Below are 15,852 nucleotides of genomic sequence, written 5' to 3' on the forward strand. Positions count from 1 at the left end.
AGGTGCAGGTGACGCAGAAGCTGGAGTTGTAATTCCGAATACGTTGGTCGATTTACACGTCAGAGGCACTATGCAGATAGCATGGGCGTCTGAGAAAGCCGCCTCACTTGGCAGATAGCCCTGGAGCCCGGCGCGATTAAAGCATAGGTAATACATTGGAACGAAGCCCGCTGAGATGCGGGCTTTTTTTTAATCTGATAATTCAATATTATTTGAAATGTCGAATTGTTTGCGGTAGCATGGCCTGCATGAATACCAAGCAAACACTGGCCGCGTTGGCGGCCCTGGCGCAGGAAAGCCGCCTGGCTGTGTTCCGGCTGCTGGTGCAGACCGGGCCGGCCGGGCTGGCTGCCAGCAAAATCGGCGAGCGGCTCGAGATTGCGCCATCTTCCCTGTCCTTCCATCTGAAAGAATTAACGCATGCTGGCCTGATCGGCTCGCGCCAGGATGGCCGTTATGTCATCTATTCGGCGGACGTCGGCGCGATGAATGGCTTGATCAATTTTTTAACTGAAAACTGCTGCGGCGGCGCTCCATGCAAACCATGAACCTTCTTTTTCTGTGTACGGGAAATTCCTGCCGCTCGGTGTTGAGCGAGGCGATCTTCAATCATCTGGCGCCGGCTGGATGGAAAGCGATCAGCGCTGGCAGCCAGCCGGCGGGCCAGCTGCATCCGCGGGCGGTAGCGCTACTGCATCGCAAAGGGATTTCGACCGACGGCTATTACAGCAAGTCGTGGGACGATTTGCCGGTGACGCCGGAGGTGGTGATCACGGTGTGCGGCAGTGCCGCTGGCGAAACCTGTCCGGCCTATCTCGGCCCGGTACTGCGCGCGCACTGGGGTGTGGAAGACCCGAGCCATGTGGCAGGCACGGAGGCGGAAATTGAAGCGGCATTTGAGCGTGCCTATCAACTTATCCGTACGCGCATCGAGGCGTTTCTGGCGTTGCCGGCGGACTGCATGCTGGATAAGCAGGCGCTGGAACATATTGGCACGCTGGGTGCGGCATGCTGAGCGCGGTACTGATTTTTGTCGCCACGCTGGTGCTGGTGATCTGGCAGCCGCGCGGCCTGGGCATCGGCTGGAGCGCTTCCCTGGGCGCGGTGGTGGCGTTGCTGGCAGGGGTGATCCATGTCAGCGACATTCCGGTTGTCTGGCACATCATCTGGAATGCGACGGCGACGCTGGTGTGCATCATCATCACCAGCCTGTTGCTGGACAAGGCCGGCTTCTTTGAGTGGGCCGCGCTGCATGTGGCGCGCTGGGGTGGCGGTAGCGGCAAGCGCCTGTTCGTGCTGCTGGTGTTGCTGGGGGCGGTGGTTTCGGGCCTGTTTGCCAACGACAGCGCGGCGCTGATCTTGACGCCGATCGTGATTGCCATGCTGCGTCCGTTGCGCTTTTCCGCGCGTGCGACGCTGGCGTTTGTGATGGCGGCGGGCTTCGTTTCCGATACGGCGAGTCTGCCGCTTATCGTCTCCAATCTGGTCAACATCGTTTCGGCGGACTATTTCGGCATCAGCTTTGTACGCTACGCGGCGGTGATGGTGCCGGTGAATTTTGTCGCGGTGGCAGGGACGCTGGCGGTGCTGATGTGGTTCTTCCGCCGCGATATTCCGGTGGACTATGACGTCAATCAGATCAAGGAACCTGCGCTGGCCATCCATGACCGCCCGACCTTTATTGCGGGATGGTGGGTGCTTGCGCTGCTGCTGGTTGGTTTCTTTGTGCTGGAGCCGATGGGCGTGCCGATCTGCGTTGTGGCGGCGGTGGGCTCGCTGGTGCTGCTGGTCGTGGCGGCGCGCGGTCATCGCATCTCCACGCGCGAGGTGCTGCTGCATGCGCCGTGGCAGATCGTGATTTTCTCACTGGGGATGTACCTGGTGGTGTACGGCTTACGCAATGCCGGCCTGACCTCATATCTGACCGCAGCGCTGGACTGGTGCGCGCAGTATGGCGTGTGGGGTGCGGCCATGGGGACAGGCTTTTTGACGGCCATCCTGTCGTCGGTTATGAACAACCTGCCGACGGTACTGGTTGGTGCGTTGTCGGTGGACGCCACCACAGCCCAGGGCGCGGTCCGCGAAGCGATGATTTATGCGAACGTGATCGGCAGCGACCTGGGGCCGAAGATCACGCCGATCGGCAGCCTGGCCACGCTGCTGTGGCTGCACGTGCTGGCCAACAAAGGCACGCGTATCTCGTGGGGCTACTACTTCCGCGTCGGCATATGCTTGACCTTGCCGGTATTGTTTGTCACCTTAGCGGCTTTGGCAATTCGTCTGGAGATTTTTTGAAACCTAAAAAATGGATCGCAGTGGTGCTGAGCATTTTGGTCGCACCGCTGGCGTTTTTATATCTGGGATCACTGCGCTGGGCGCTGATCAGTTTTGTCCTGACAGTGGTATTGGGGACCGCCAGCTTTTTCCTGCCTGATACCCAGATTGTGTTTGGTCTGTTATCACTGGTCTTGTTGCTTGTGTGGGTATGGTTGGCCTGGCGTTTAAGTGGTCAACGCAGTGGCGAGGAAGCGCGCCCATGGCATACGCGCTGGTATGGCTTGCTCGCATTGGCGGCGGCCTGGGGAATCATTACGCTGACGTGGCGCGTGTTTTTGTATGAGCCATTCAAGATTCCTTCATCTGCAATGAAGCCGACTTTGCCGGTGGGGGCGAATGTACTGGTGCAGAAGTGGGGCTACGGCCACTACGGCACGATGGGCGTTCAGCTGTTCCACGGCGCAGTGTCGGTACCCATGTCACGGGGTGACATCATCGTGTTTGACTATCCGGTTGATCCAACCCAGACTTACCTCAAGCGCGTAGTGGGCCTGCCTGGCGACAAAATCGTTTACCGCGACAAGCATGTGCTGGTGAATGGCGTTGATATACGTGGTAAGCAGCTGGACGAGTATCTGGATGATGAGAAGCTGGTATACCTGAAGCGCTATCGCGAAAAGCTGGACCAGGTTGAGCATGACATTTTGATCTGGGATGACAAACCATCCCGGCAGGCGCCAGGCATCTATCCTACTCCGTCACAGTGTACGGATGATGGCGAGACCTTGAGCTGCACGGTGCCAGCCTCCAGTTACTTTGTCATGGGTGATCATAGGGATAACAGTATGGATAGCCGCTATTGGGGTTTTGTGCCAGCCAAGGCGGTGATTGGCAAGGTGGTGTACGTCGCCATGCCGCGCAATTAAGGAGCCAGAAGTGGATCAGCATATCAAGCCGGTGGAATTGACGAAGTCATATCGGCTGTTGAATCATGGGCCGACGGTGCTGGTGTCGGCCAGCCATGAGGGCGTGGATAATGTCATGTCGGCTGCGTGGTCGTGCGCGCTGGATTTCTCGCCGCCCAAGGTGACGGTGGTGCTGGACAAGGCGACGGCCACGCGTCCGCTGGTGGAGAAGAGCGGCTACTTTGTGCTGCAGGTGCCGAACATGGCGCAGCTGCAGCTGACCTATGATGTTGGTCACAGCAGCGCGAATGATACGCCGGACAAGCTGGCCAGGGCTGGCGTTGAGCTGTTCCGTGTGCAGGGTTATGACGTGCCGCTGGTCGCCGGTTCGTCGGCGTGGATGATTTGCAAGGTGCTGCCGGAGCCGCGCAATGAACAGGTCTACGATCTGTTCATCGGTGAAATCGTGGCGGCGTATGCGGATGACCGCGTATTCCAGAACGGTCACTGGGCTTTCGAAAAGGCCGATCCGCAATGGCGTAGCCTGCACTACATCGCAGGTGGAAACTTCTACGCCATCGGCGAAGCAGTCGCCGCAGACACCATCCGTCATTCCCCCGAAAGCGGTAATCCATAGAACGTCTGCATCAAGACCAGTGGCAGGTACGGCACGTACCACGGCAGTCAGAGTGCGCGGGCGATCAGGATTTTCTGGATGTCGCTCGTGCCTTCGTAGATCTGGCATACGCGGGCGTCGCGGTAGATGCGTTCCACCGGGAAGTCGCTGACGTAGCCGTAGCCGCCGTGGATCTGGATGGCGTCCGAGCAGACCTTCTCCGCCATCTCGGAGGCGAACAGCTTGGCCATGGCGGCTTCTTTCAGGCATGGGCGGCCGGCATCTTTCATGGACGCCGCGTGCAGGATCAACTGGCGCGCAGCTTCAATCTGCATCGCCATTTCCGCCAGTTTGAATTGCACTGATTGATGTTCGAAGATCGGCTTGCCGAAGCTTTCGCGTTCGCGCGCGTAGCTCAGCGCTGCTTCGTAGGCGGAGCGCGCCATGCCGACCGATTGCGAGGCGATGCCGATGCGGCCGCCCTCCAGGCCGGACAGGGCGATCTTGTAACCCTGGCCTTCTTCGCCGATCAGGTTTGCTGCCGGTACGCGGCAGTTTTCAAACAGAATTTGCGCGGTATCGGACGAGTGCTGGCCCATTTTGTGTTCGATGCCGGCGACGATGTAGCCTGGCGTGGAAGTCGGCACCCAGAAGGCGCTGATGCCTTTCTTGCCAGCGGCTTTGTCGGTAACGGCCATGACGATGGCGACGTCGGCGTGCTTGCCGCTGGTGATGAATTGTTTGACGCCGTTCAGCACATAATGGTCGCCATCGCGCGTGGCGGTGGTGCGCAGGGCGGCGGCGTCGCTGCCGGTGTGTGGCTCGGTGAGGCAGAAGGCGCCCAGCATGTCGCCTTGCGCGAGTGGGCGCAGCCATTGTTCTTTTTGCTGCGCGTTGGCATACATCATGCCGATGCTGCATACGGGGCAGTTGTTGACGGAGATGATGGTGGACGTGCCGCCGTCACCTGCCGCGATTTCTTCCAGGACCAGAGCCAGGGACACATAGTCCATGCCCGCGCCGCCCAGTTCTTCGGGCACGGCGACGCCGAAGGCGCCTAGCGCCGCCAGTTCCTTCAGTTCTTCTTTCGGGAAGTGATGCTCTTTGTCCCAACGGGCTGCGTTGGGGGCGAGACGCTCCTGCGCAAAGCTGCGCAGGGCGTCGCGGATCATTTCGTGTTCCTGGCTCAGTATCATGTTGTCTCGTTTTATCGTTAACCCGCAAACCGTTGCATGGGGTCTGACCCCGTACCGGGTCAGACCCCGCCTGGCTGTGCGGGGTGCGTCTTTACCAGCCGATTTCCGTGCCGTCGTAGTTGCGGTAGACGGCGGTTTCGGATGCCTTTAACCCGGCCAGCGTGTTGCGGATGCCTGCTGCGCTCTCTTCTACCGAGAGATCTGCGCTGTCACCACCCATGTCGGTGCGTACCCAGCCGGGGTGGATGGCGACGCAGGTCGCGCCTTGTTTGCCATGCACCAGCGCGGTGTCGATGAGCACGGAGTTCAATGCCGCTTTGCTGGCGCGGTACAGCGAACCGCTGGGCGAGTTACGCTCGCTCAGCGATCCCATACGCGAGGACAGCACGGCCAGCTTGCCTTTAGCCGCACTCACCATCGGTGCGATGACCGGCAGCAGGCGCATGGCCGCCAGCACATTGGTGTGCATCACGGCGTTGAAGTCCGTCTCCGTCGGGAAGCCATCGTGGCGCGGGCCGTACAGGCCCGCGTTGAGGATGGCGACTTCCAGCTCTTCGCCATCCAGCTTCCAGCCCAGGCCTGCCACGGCTTCGACGTTGTTCACATCCAGCTTGTGCGGCTCGGCGCCCAGCGCCACCAGTGCGTCGCAGTCTTCCTGCTTGCGCGCGGTAGCGATCACGCGCCAGCCATCGGCGCGGTACTCTTTGACCAGTTCCAGGCCGATGCCGCGCGAGGCGCCGATGACTAACGCTGTCGGCATTAAATCAGCTCCACTGCCACGGCGGTTGCTTCGCCGCCGCCGATGCACAGCGCTGCCACGCCTTTCTTGCCGCCGGTGCGTTTCAGTGCACCCAGCAGGGTGACGATGATGCGCGCGCCCGAGGCGCCGATTGGGTGGCCCAGCGCGCAAGCGCCGCCGTGGATGTTGACCTTGTCGTGCGGGATGTCCAGGTCGTGCATGGCAGCCATCGGCACGGCAGCGAAGGCTTCGTTGATCTCGAACAGGTCAACGTCCTTGGTGCTCCAGCCGACTTTTTTGTACAGCTTTTCAATCGCGCCGATTGGGGCGGTGGTGAACCAGTCCGGTTCCTGTGCGAAGGTGGCGTGGCCGAGCAGGCGGGCGATCGGCGTCAGGCCCAGTTCCTTGGCTTTCGATTCGCGCATCAGGACCAGTGCGGCAGCGCCGTCGTTGATCGACGACGACGAGGCTGCGGTGATGGTGCCGTCTTTTTTGAACGCTGCGCGCAGAGTCGGGATCTTTTCTACCTTGGCTTTGAGCGGGCCTTCATCTTTTTCGATGACGCTGTCGCCAGCGCGCGAGGTCACGGTCACTGGGGCGATTTCCCATTTGAAGTAGCCTTCGCTGGTGGCGACCTGCGCACGCTTCACGGATTCGATGGCGAAGTTGTCCTGTGCTTCGCGCGTGAATGCGTACTTGGCCGAGCACTCTTCCGCGAAGGTGCCCATCGAACGGCCTTCGCCGGTTTTCTCGTTGCGCGAGTAGGCGTCTTCCAGGCCGTCGTACATCATGTGGTCGAACATCATGCCGTGGCCGATGCGGTAGCCGCCGCGTGCTTTTGGAATCAGGTACGGTGCGTTGGTCATCGACTCCATGCCGCCGGCGATCACCACGTCAGCGCTGCCAGCGACCAGCTGGTCGTGCGCGAAGATGGTGGCTTGCATCGCCGAGCCGCACATTTTCGACAGCGTGACGGCGCCGGTCGATGTTGGCAGGCCTGCCTTCAACAGGGCCTGGCGTGCAGGCGCCTGGCCCTGGCCCGCCATCAGGCAGTTGCCGAAGTAGACGTGTTCGACCAGCTTGCCGTCGATGCCGGAGCGTTCGACCGCAGCCTGGATCGCCACGGCGCCCAGGTCGTGCGCGGATTTGCCGGAGAAGTCGCCCTGGAAGGCGCCCATGGGGGTGCGGGCTGCACCAACGATTACGATAGGATCATTCATTTTCTAAGGTCTCCATAAAGGGTGGCGGGAGGGGGATAGAACCCGCCGCCGGGATGTTCGATAACTCTTTGTGATAAAAGCGGATGTGCTGCGGGTAGGGGTAGACATCTTCCACCAGGCCTTGCTCGATGCGCTGCTTGCGCGCCTGCCAGTACTCGGGCGTGAGCAGGTCTGCGTGGTGTTTCAGGAAGTACTTGCGGATCTTTGGATTCCCCAGCAGGAAGCTTCCAAACTGCTCGGGGAAGACGTCGTGTTTGCCGATCGGGTACCACGGCTCCGAGGCCATTTCTTCTTCCTCGTTGCGCGGTTCCGGTATCGCGCGGAATTTGCAGTCGGTGATGTATTCGATTTCGTCGTAGTCGTAGAACACCACGCGCTGGTGGCGCGTGACACCGAAATTCTTGTACAGCATATCGCCGGGGAAGATGTTGGCGGCAACCAGTTCCTTGATGGCGTTGCCGTATTCAAGCACGCCATGTTCCAGCTGGGCGTCGTCGTTTTCCTTCTCGGTCAGCCACAGGTTGAGCGGCACCATGCGGCGCTCAATGTACAGGTGTCTGATGATGAGCTGATCGCCCTCTTCTTCCACCAGCGATGGCGCGAACTGCTTCAGCTCCGCGATCAGTTCTTCCCTGAAGCGGTTGCGCGGGAAGGCGACGTTGGAGTATTCCAGCGTGTCGGCCATGCGGCCGACGCGGTCGTGATGTTTGACCAGCAGGTACTTCTCCTTGATCTGCGCGCGCGTGGTTTCCTTTGGCGGCGGGTAGAAGTCCTTGATGACCTTGAACACGTAGGGAAAGGAGGGCAGCGCGAACACCAGCATCACCAGCCCGCGGATGCCGGGCGCGATGTCGAACAGGTCGGACGAATGCTTGAGGTGCTGCAGGTAGTCGCGGTAGAACAGCGCCTTGCCCTGCTTCTGCAGGCCGAGGATGGTGTAGATCTCGCTGCGCGGTTTGCGCGGCATCAGCGTGCGCAGGAACTGCACGAAGGCTGATGGCACTTCCATGTCCACCAAAAAGTAGGCGCGCGTAAACGAGAACAGGATGGCGATTTGCTCGGGGTCGCACAGCACCGTATCGAGTATCAGCTCGCCGTGGCGGTTGTGCAGGATCGGCACCACGAACGGATACACGCGGTTGCCGTTGATGCTTTTGCCGACGATGTAAGCGCCCTTGTTGCGGAAGAACAGGCTCGATAGCACCTGGATCTGGTGGTTCGGCTCGAGGCGCGCATCGCCGTACAGTTCCTGGAGGCGTGCTTCCACCTGCTCGACATCGCGCGTGAGGTTGGCGAATTGCGCGTCCAGCTGGAAGTTGGTGATGATGCGCTGGAGCGTGAAGTGCATGCCGTCCGCCGCCGGGTAGTAGACGCGGTAGGTCGGACGCGGCTCGGCCGTTTCGATGTATTCGGTGGACACCACCGGCCGTACGAAAATGAATTCGTTGTTGAAGTAGCTGCGGTGCAGGATGTTGCAGCACACCGAGTTGAAGAAGGTCTCGGCCAGCTCCGGCTGTCTGTGATCGGACAGCATGCCGATGTAGTGCAGCTTGAGTTCGCGCCACACTTCATCGGTGAGGTCGGACGGATCGTATTCGTCCTCGAGCTGCTGCACGCATTCCTGCACGCGCTGGTCGTAGAAATCGATGCGCGCGCGCGCGGCGGTTTGCGCTTCGGCCCAGGCGCCGCGTTCGAAGTGCTGCCGGGCTTCCTTGCTGGTCGCGCGGAATAGCCGGTAGTGCTTGTCGAAACCGTCGCGGATGGTGTGCGCGATGTCGAACGCAATCTGCGAACGCAGCAGCTTCGGAAAGGCAGCCTGGGTCATGGCGGCGTCTACCCGCCTTACTTGGTCTCGGCGAACAGCTCGCGGCCGATCAGCATGCGGCGGATTTCGCTGGTGCCGGCGCCAATCTCGTACAGCTTGGCGTCGCGCCACAGGCGGCCGACCGGATACTCGTTGATGTAGCCGTTGCCGCCCAGCGTCTGGATCGCTTCGCCGGCCATCCATGTGGCTTTCTCGGCGCTGTACAGGATGGCGCCAGCGGCGTCCTTGCGCAGGTTGCGGATTTGCTCGGGCGAAGTGGCGCGGTCGCAGGCCTGGCCGACGGCGTAGACGTAGGCTTTGCTGGCCATCATGGTTGAGTACATATCGGCGATCTTGCCCTGCATCAGCTGGAATTCGCCGATCGGCTGGCCGAACTGCTTGCGGTCGTGGATGTAGGGGACCACCACGTCCATGCAGGCCTGCATGATGCCCAGCGGGCCGCCGGACAGCACGGTGCGTTCAAAGTCCAGACCCGACATCAGCACGTTGACGCCCTTGCCCAGGCCGCCCAGCACGTTCTCGGCCGGGACTTCGCAATCTTCAAACACCAGCTCGCCGGTGTGGGAGCCGCGCATGCCCAGCTTGTCCAGTTTCTGGGCGATGGAGAAGCCTTTGAAGCCTTTTTCGATGAGGAAGGCGGTCATGCCTTTCGGGCCGGCTTCCAGGTCGTTCTTGGCGTAGACCACCAGCACGTCGGCGTCCGGGCCGTTGGTGATCCACATTTTGGTGCCGTTCAGTACCCAGCGGTCGCCTTTGAAATCGGCGCGCAGCTTCATGCTGACGACGTCGGAACCGGCGTTTGGCTCGGACATGGCCAGCGCGCCGATGTACTCGCCCGAGATCAGCTTGGGCAGGTATTTTTGTTTTTGCGCTTCGGTGCCGTTGCGCTTGATCTGGTTGACGCACAGATTCGAGTGGGCGCCGTAGGACAGGCCGACCGACGCCGAGGCGCGCGAGATTTCTTCCATCGCCACGATGTGGGCCAGGTAGCCCATGTTGGCGCCGCCGTACTCTTCCGGCACGGTGATGCCGAGTACGCCCAGTTCGCCCATCTTGCGCCACAGGTCCATCGGGAACTGGTCGCTGCGGTCGATTTCAGCGGCGCGCGGCGCGATTTCGGCGGCGGCGAACTGCTGCACGGCTTCGCGCAGGGCGGCGATGTCCTCGCCGTGGTCAAAGGTCAGGCCTGGGAGATGGAGCATGTCATCCTCATTCTTCTGTAGGGTTTGGAGCAGCTATGATACGCCGATGTGACGTTAACGTAAACGTCAAGCAGTCTGGGCGGCCAGCAGGCGCTGGCACTCGTCTTCGTGCGCCTGGATTTCGGCCAGCGACATTTCGATGTCTTCGCGCTGCTGTTCCAGCGTTTCGCGGTGCTGCCCCAGCACGGTCAGGAAACGGTGCATCTGGGCGGCTGAATCCTTGGGTGTTTCATACATGTCGACCAGGCTTTTGATCTCGGCCAGCGACAGGCCCAGGCGCTTGCCGCGCAGAGTCAGCTTGAGGCGGGTGCGGTCGCGGCCGGTGTACACGCGGTTGCGGCCGCCGGCGCCTTCGCGCGATGGACTCAGCAGCCCCTGGTCTTCGTAAAAGCGGATCGCGCGTGCCGTGACGTCAAATTCGCGGGCCAGTTCGGTGATGGTGTAGGTAGACATATTATTTGGATTGGCGTTTACGTTAACGTAAAGTGAATTGTAGCGCGAAACACTGTGGCCAAACGTAGAGTTGGTGGCAAATCGTGACTGGTGAGCAGCTGAAGTGGTATCGTGCGACGTGAAACCCAACGCGGCAGCATGATAACGCTCCATCGCTTCCCACCGAATAAAATTTGCCCCATTAGACTACCGAAGTTGCTTTAGCCAGCGGATAGAATGTCAACTATAAAATCTCAAAACGTCACAATTGCAGCGGCCCTTGCAGAGACTGACTTTCATGACGCAACGTGAAATAGTGCAAATATGAATTCCTCTAATGAACGCGAAAGCTTTAGCCAGCGCCTGCAACAGGCACTTAAGAACGCCCACTACTCGCCCGACAGCCCCACCCGGTTAGCGCGCGAATTCAATATTCGTTTTGATGGCCGGCCGATTACCGTGCACGCCGCCCGTAAATGGCTGGTAGGAGAGGCAATTCCGACGCAGGAGAAGCTCCGTATGATCGCCCAGTGGCTGGGCGTGCCTGCTGAATGGTTGCGTTTTGGCGGCCCGGAAGAAGGCGCACCCGCCAGCGACAACGCCGGCAGCCTGTCGCGCTTTGAATCGGCCGACGTCAAGCTGATCGCGGATTTACAGCGTCTGGACGAGCATCACCGCCAGATTGCACGGGAATTTATCCGTATGCTGGTACGGGTTAACTACCAAAAGTAGTCATTTTTGCGTAGTAATACGCAGCACTGTTGAGCAGCTGCGCGCCCCTTTGCGGTGCATTTTAATGAAACTGGTTTAACGGTTTCCCAGTTTTTGTTCGGATTCGGGCGCAACCAAGGTTGCGCCCTTTTTATTTTTTCTATCTTTGTCAAATGTCATGGTTTCGACACGGTTTTGAGGCACAATAAGGAAGTACCTTTTTTCTGGGGAGTCAGCTTTGAGCCGTCTAATGAAAAGCAACTACAGCAATGTCGCGCAGCTGAAAGACCTGATGACTGCCCCGCCCATGACTGCCGAACAGCACGCTGAAGTGATGCGCAAGCGCATCGCCCACCGCCGCATGGTGGAAGAAGCGCGCGAAATGAAGCGCGCCAGCAGTTCCTACTACGACAAACGCTAAGCGTCTGCGCCAGCGGCACCTTTCAGGCCCGCCCAGCGCGGCGCCAGCGCATGTTCTATGCCAAACAGGTCGATGACGCGGGCTACCGTGTGGTCGACCATCTCTTCGATGCTTTGCGGCTTGTGATAGAAACTTGGCAGCGGCGGGAAGATAATCCCTCCCATTTCCGTGACAGCCGTCATATTGCGCAGGTGCGCGAGATTGAACGGCGTTTCCCTGACCATCAGCACCAGCCGGCGGCGCTCCTTGAGCACCACGTCCGCTGCGCGCGCGATCAGGTTGTCGGACAGGCCGTGGGCCACCGACGCCAGGGTTTTCATGGAACACGGGGCGATCACCATGCCGTCGCTCTGGAACGAGCCGCTGGCAATCGATGCGCCAATATCGCGTACTTTGTGGACCACGTGGGCACAGGCTTCCACTTCGCGCCGCTGCAAGCCAGTTTCCTGGTGCAGGGTGAGGACTGCGGCGTCGGAGATCACCAGATGGGTCTCGACGCCTGCAAGATGTTGCAAATGTTGCAGCAGACGCACGCCATACACCGCGCCAGTGGCACCGGTGATGGCGATAATAATCCGCCGGGACGCGCCTGGCTGCGGCCTATCAGGCATCCAGCAGGGCCTTCAGTTCGCCCGACTCAAACATCTCGTTCATGATGTCCGAACCGCCGATGAATTCGCCTTTGACGTACAGCTGCGGAATGGTTGGCCAGTTCGAGTAGTCCTTGATGCCCTGGCGCACTTCCGGATCTTCCAGCACGTTGACGGTGGCAATGTTTTCAACGCCGCACGCTTTCAGGATCTGGATAGCACGGCCGGAGAAGCCGCATTGTGGGAACTGGGCGGTGCCCTTCATGAACAGCACCACCGGGGTGTTGCTCACGGTTTCTTTGATCCAGGTTTGTACGTCGCTCATAGCTGCCTCTAATGGGTAAAGATGTGGAATACCGGCATTTTATAAGAAATGCGCCTTCCACGTGTTTGACAGGGCAAAAAATCAGGGTATTATTCGCTATATCGACATCCGATATAGCGAAATACGATACATGAGCGACCTCGCCAGATATCTGCCTCTATCCGAAGCAACGTTTTACGTGATGCTGGCGCTCAGCCAGCAGCCGCTGCACGGCTACGCCATCATGCAGCAGACGGCCGCCCTGAGCGCAGACAGTGTCGCGCTGGGGCCAGGCACCTTGTATGGCATCTTTGGCACCCTGGAGAAGCAGGCCCTGATCGTCATGGTGGCGGAAGAAGCGCGGCGCAAGGTGTATGCGTTGACGGCGTTGGGCCGGTCGGTGCTGGCCGAGCAGGTGCGGCGGCTGGAAATCATGGTGGACAGTGCAGCGCGACTCAAGGAGACAAAGTGAGAAAGTTCAAACTCTGGTTTGCCTGTCAGGACGATGAGCATGGCGCCTGGCTGCAGCAGATGGCGGCGCAAGGCTGGCATTTACGTTCAGTCAACTGGCTGGATATCTATACGTTTGAGCGTGGTGCGCCAGCGCAAGTGGCGTACCGCTGGGACCCGTGGCCTAACAACTTCGAGCCTGCTTACCGTCAATTGCTGGAGGATGCCGGCTGGGAATATGTCGCTGCCAACGGCGGCTGGCATTGCTGGCGCAAGCCGGTGGCGGCGGGGCAGGTCACAGAAATCTTCACCGATCCGGCAGACAAGCTGCGCCGCTACCGGCGCTTGCTGGTGCCTTGCGTGGCGATGACAGTGGCGCAGCTCCTGCTGCTGTTTCAGTGGACCGACTGGGGCCGCGCGCCATTGGCCCTGTCGATGCTGAACTGGCTGTCGCTGGGTTTTGGCGCGATTGCCGCCTACAGCGCGATACGGCTAGGGCAGCGCATCGCTGCCCTCAAGTCCGCTTAGCCGCTTAGCTGCCTAGCCGCGCAGCTTGGCGAAAGCGGCCGCCATGCTGCCGCCGATGGCCGGTTCGCGCGTCTGCTGTTTTTGTTGCTGGCCCATGGCGCGGCGGTCATTACGGTCGCCGCGTTGCTGCGGCTGCGAACCGGCTTGCGGGGCGCTGTCGGTCAGGCGCATGGTCAGGGCGATGCGCTTGCGCTTTTCGTCCACCTCCAGCACTTTGACTTTCACCACCTGGCCGGCCTTCACCACCGTGTGCGGATCCTTGACGAAGGTGTTGGACAGCGCCGAGATGTGGACCAGGCCGTCCTGGTGCACGCCGATGTCAACAAACGCACCAAACGCGGCGACGTTGGTCACCACGCCTTCCAGAATCATGTCCGGACGCAAGTCCTTGATTTCTTCCACGCCTTCCTTGAAGGTGGCGGTGGTGAACTCCGGACGTGGATCGCGGCCCGGTTTTTCCAGTTCTTTCAGAATGTCGGTCACGGTCGGTACGCCGAATTTGTCGTCGGCGTACTTGGCTGGCTGCAGACGCTTGATCAGGGCGGCGTCACCGATCACACCCTTGATGTCCTTCTGGATGTCGGCCAGGATTTTTTCCACCACCGGGTAGGATTCCGGGTGGACTGCTGAGGCGTCCAGCGGGTTCTCGCCGTTCGTCACGCGCAGGAAGCCGGCCGCCTGTTCGAAGGTCTTATCGCCCAGGCGCGGCACGGATTTCAGCGCCGCGCGCGAGGTGAACGCGCCCTTCAGGTCGCGGTAGGTGACAATCGCCGTCGCCACCGAGGACGACAGGCCGGACACGCGCGCCAGCAGCGGCGCCGACGCCGTGTTGACGTCAACGCCCACGGCGTTCACGCAATCCTCGACCACGGCGTCCAGCGTGCGGGCCAGCTGGGTTTGCGAAACGTCATGCTGGTACTGGCCAACGCCGATCGATTTCGGATCGATCTTGACCAGCTCGGCCAACGGGTCTTGCAGGCGGCGCGCAATCGAGACGGCGCCGCGCAGCGACACGTCCATCTCGGGCAGCTCTTTCGATGCGTATTCGGACGCCGAGTACACCGAAGCGCCTGCCTCGGACACGACGATCTTGTTCATTTTCTGCTCCGGGAAACGCTTGAGCAGGTCTTGCGCCAGCTTGTCGGTTTCACGCGAGGCGGTGCCGTTGCCGATCGAAATGAGCGACACATTGTGCTTGGCGGCCAGCTTGCCCAGCGTGTGCAGCGAACCTTCCCAGTCGTTTTTCGGCTGGTGCGGGTAGATCACGGCGGTATCGACCACCTTGCCGGTGGCATCCACCACCGCCACTTTGACGCCGGTCCGCAGGCCCGGGTCCAGGCCCATGGTGGCGTGCTGGCCGGCAGGGGCCGCCAGTAGCAAGGCTTTCAGATTGGTCGCGAAGACGTTGATGGCTTCCAGCTCGGATTTTTCGCGCAGCGCGCCCATCAGTTCAGTGTCCAGATGCATGAAGCTCTTCACGCGCCAGGTCCAGCGGGCAGTGTCGGACAGCCATTTGTCGGCCGGCCGGCCCGCACTCTTGATGCCGAAACGGGCGGCGATGCGGCTTTCGCACGGGTTGTGCGGCGCGTCCCATTTTGGCTTTTCCGGTTCGGAGTCCAGGCGCAGCGACACATCCAGTACGCCTTCGCGGCGGCCGCGCATCAGCGCCAGGGCGCGGTGCGATGGGACATTGCCCAGCGGCTCGGAATAATCGAAGTAGTCGGCAAATTTCTCGCCTTCTTCTTGCTTGCCTTCAATGACTTTGGACTCAACAATGCCATGCTCTTGCACGTACTCGCGCAAGGATTGCAACAAAGTAGCGTCTTCGGCAAAGCGTTCCATGAGGATCTGGCGGGCGCCGTCCAGCGCGGCCTTGGTGTCGGCCACGCCCGGGTTGTTGCCGTCGTTGGTGGTGAAGGCTTCGCGCAGGTAGTTGGCGGCTTCGGTTTCCGGGTTCAGATCGGGATTGGCCAGCAGGCCGTCGGCCAGTGGCGCCAGGCCCGCTTCAATCGCGATCTGCGCCTTGGTGCGGCGTTTTTGTTTGTATGGAAGATATAAGTCTTCCAGCCGGGTCTTGTCTTCCGCGTGCATGACAGCATCTAACAGCTCTGGTGTCATCTTGTTTTGCTCGGTGATCGAGGCGATGATGCTGGCGCGGCGGTCTTCCAGCTCGCGCAGGTAGCGCAGCCGTTCCTCGAGCAGACGCAGTTGGGTATCATCCAGGCCACCGGTCGCTTCTTTGCGGTAACGCGCGATGAAGGGCACGGTGGCGCCTTCGTCCAGCAAGGCGATGGCGGCGGCAACCTGGGCCGGTTTGGCGGCAAGTTCCAGGGCGAGACGTTGTTCGATGGAAGGCAACATGGTGGTGATTCCTAGACAGACAAGCCCGGAATAATACGACATCGGCGCCAAGTTGCCAGTCTTGACAGACTAAAT

The 15,852-nt window shown here is 60.4% G+C and carries 18 protein-coding genes; 9 read left to right on the plus strand and 9 right to left on the minus strand.

Translation table 11 applies throughout. The features are described 5' to 3' along the window. Nucleotides 1-248: 248 nt before the first annotated feature. The 5 genes from GTP58_RS13820 to GTP58_RS13840 are packed head-to-tail and all read left to right on the plus strand — an operon-like array spanning nucleotide 249 to nucleotide 3,819. Nucleotides 249-548 carry a helix-turn-helix transcriptional regulator gene (locus GTP58_RS13820; RefSeq protein WP_072783661.1) on the plus strand — a complete coding sequence of 100 codons (300 nt, stop codon included), beginning with the start codon at nucleotides 249-251 and terminating at the stop codon, nucleotides 546-548. Next, entirely contained in the window at nucleotides 545-1,015 is a 471-nt protein-coding gene (locus GTP58_RS13825) for an arsenate reductase ArsC (protein ID WP_161077936.1), read from the plus strand. Before GTP58_RS13820 ends, GTP58_RS13825 begins: the two co-directional genes overlap by 4 nt. Further along, nucleotides 1,009-2,295, plus strand: coding sequence for an arsenic transporter (locus GTP58_RS13830; RefSeq protein WP_161077937.1), 1,287 nt, complete (start codon nucleotides 1,009-1,011; stop codon nucleotides 2,293-2,295). Before GTP58_RS13825 ends, GTP58_RS13830 begins: the two co-directional genes overlap by 7 nt. Continuing rightward, complete coding sequence (gene lepB, locus GTP58_RS13835; protein WP_161077938.1) at nucleotides 2,292-3,203, plus strand: signal peptidase I; 912 nt, start codon at nucleotides 2,292-2,294, stop codon at nucleotides 3,201-3,203. The genes GTP58_RS13830 and lepB overlap by 4 nt, the downstream gene beginning before the upstream one ends. Before the next feature lie 10 nt (nucleotides 3,204-3,213). Next, nucleotides 3,214-3,819, plus strand: a complete 606-nt coding sequence (locus GTP58_RS13840) for a flavin reductase family protein (protein WP_161077939.1) — start codon at nucleotides 3,214-3,216, stop codon at nucleotides 3,817-3,819. Between the two features lie 47 nt (nucleotides 3,820-3,866). On the opposite strand, the gene GTP58_RS13845 is transcribed toward GTP58_RS13840, so the two are convergent. The 6 genes from GTP58_RS13845 to GTP58_RS13870 all read right to left on the minus strand — a co-directional run bounded on the left by GTP58_RS13845 (nucleotide 3,867) and on the right by GTP58_RS13870 (nucleotide 10,433). Then, the gene (locus GTP58_RS13845) at nucleotides 3,867-4,994 is read right to left on the minus strand and encodes an acyl-CoA dehydrogenase family protein (RefSeq protein WP_161077940.1); all 1,128 of its coding nucleotides are present in this window, start codon (nucleotides 4,992-4,994) and stop codon (nucleotides 3,867-3,869) included. A 91-nt stretch (nucleotides 4,995-5,085) separates the two neighbouring features. Beyond that, nucleotides 5,086-5,754: an SDR family oxidoreductase gene (locus tag GTP58_RS13850; protein WP_161077941.1), complete on the minus strand. Its 669-nt coding sequence runs from the start codon at nucleotides 5,752-5,754 to the stop codon at nucleotides 5,086-5,088. Continuing rightward, the gene (locus GTP58_RS13855; protein WP_161077942.1) at nucleotides 5,754-6,953 is read right to left on the minus strand and encodes an acetyl-CoA C-acyltransferase; all 1,200 of its coding nucleotides are present in this window, start codon (nucleotides 6,951-6,953) and stop codon (nucleotides 5,754-5,756) included. The genes GTP58_RS13850 and GTP58_RS13855 overlap by 1 nt, the downstream gene beginning before the upstream one ends. Next, nucleotides 6,946-8,778: a bifunctional isocitrate dehydrogenase kinase/phosphatase gene (aceK, locus tag GTP58_RS13860; protein ID WP_161077943.1), complete on the minus strand. Its 1,833-nt coding sequence runs from the start codon at nucleotides 8,776-8,778 to the stop codon at nucleotides 6,946-6,948. Before aceK ends, GTP58_RS13855 begins: the two co-directional genes overlap by 8 nt. A 17-nt stretch (nucleotides 8,779-8,795) precedes the next feature. Further along, nucleotides 8,796-9,980, minus strand: a complete 1,185-nt coding sequence (locus GTP58_RS13865; RefSeq protein WP_161077944.1) for an isovaleryl-CoA dehydrogenase — start codon at nucleotides 9,978-9,980, stop codon at nucleotides 8,796-8,798. 66 nt (nucleotides 9,981-10,046) lie between these two features. Then, nucleotides 10,047-10,433, minus strand: coding sequence for a MerR family DNA-binding transcriptional regulator (locus GTP58_RS13870; RefSeq protein ID WP_072783234.1), 387 nt, complete (start codon nucleotides 10,431-10,433; stop codon nucleotides 10,047-10,049). A 303-nt stretch (nucleotides 10,434-10,736) separates the two neighbouring features. On the opposite strand from GTP58_RS13870, the gene GTP58_RS13875 reads away from it, so the two are divergent. Both GTP58_RS13875 and GTP58_RS31065 read left to right on the plus strand, forming a co-directional pair. After that, nucleotides 10,737-11,144, plus strand: a complete 408-nt coding sequence (locus tag GTP58_RS13875; RefSeq protein ID WP_072783236.1) for a hypothetical protein — start codon at nucleotides 10,737-10,739, stop codon at nucleotides 11,142-11,144. 229 nt (nucleotides 11,145-11,373) lie between these two features. Next, nucleotides 11,374-11,544 (plus strand): hypothetical protein, encoded by a 171-nt coding sequence (locus tag GTP58_RS31065; RefSeq protein WP_167544269.1) that lies wholly within the window; start codon nucleotides 11,374-11,376, stop codon nucleotides 11,542-11,544. Here the strand turns inward: GTP58_RS31065 and GTP58_RS13880 are convergent. Beyond that, a complete protein-coding gene (locus tag GTP58_RS13880; protein ID WP_072783238.1) occupies nucleotides 11,541-12,155 on the minus strand; it encodes a UbiX family flavin prenyltransferase in 615 nt (204 codons plus the stop codon). The genes GTP58_RS31065 and GTP58_RS13880 overlap by 4 nt on opposite strands. Then, on the minus strand, nucleotides 12,148-12,459 hold the full coding sequence (grxD, locus tag GTP58_RS13885; RefSeq protein WP_072783240.1) for a Grx4 family monothiol glutaredoxin: 312 nt from the start codon (nucleotides 12,457-12,459) through the stop codon (nucleotides 12,148-12,150). The genes GTP58_RS13880 and grxD overlap by 8 nt, the downstream gene beginning before the upstream one ends. A gap of 130 nt (nucleotides 12,460-12,589) precedes the next feature. On the opposite strand from grxD, the gene GTP58_RS13890 reads away from it, so the two are divergent. Both GTP58_RS13890 and GTP58_RS13895 read left to right on the plus strand, forming a co-directional pair. Beyond that, a complete protein-coding gene (locus GTP58_RS13890) occupies nucleotides 12,590-12,910 on the plus strand; it encodes a PadR family transcriptional regulator (protein ID WP_161077945.1) in 321 nt (106 codons plus the stop codon). Then, a complete protein-coding gene (locus GTP58_RS13895; RefSeq protein WP_161077946.1) occupies nucleotides 12,907-13,416 on the plus strand; it encodes a DUF2812 domain-containing protein in 510 nt (169 codons plus the stop codon). Before GTP58_RS13890 ends, GTP58_RS13895 begins: the two co-directional genes overlap by 4 nt. Before the next feature lie 12 nt (nucleotides 13,417-13,428). Here the strand turns inward: GTP58_RS13895 and GTP58_RS13900 are convergent, their stop codons facing one another. Continuing rightward, the gene (locus GTP58_RS13900; protein WP_161077947.1) at nucleotides 13,429-15,777 is read right to left on the minus strand and encodes a Tex family protein; all 2,349 of its coding nucleotides are present in this window, start codon (nucleotides 15,775-15,777) and stop codon (nucleotides 13,429-13,431) included. Between the last annotated feature and the right edge of the window lie 75 nt (nucleotides 15,778-15,852).

It is taken from the genome of Duganella sp. CY15W (genome assembly GCF_009857555.1).
GTDB classification, from domain to species: domain Bacteria; phylum Pseudomonadota; class Gammaproteobacteria; order Burkholderiales; family Burkholderiaceae_D; genus Rugamonas; species Rugamonas sacchari.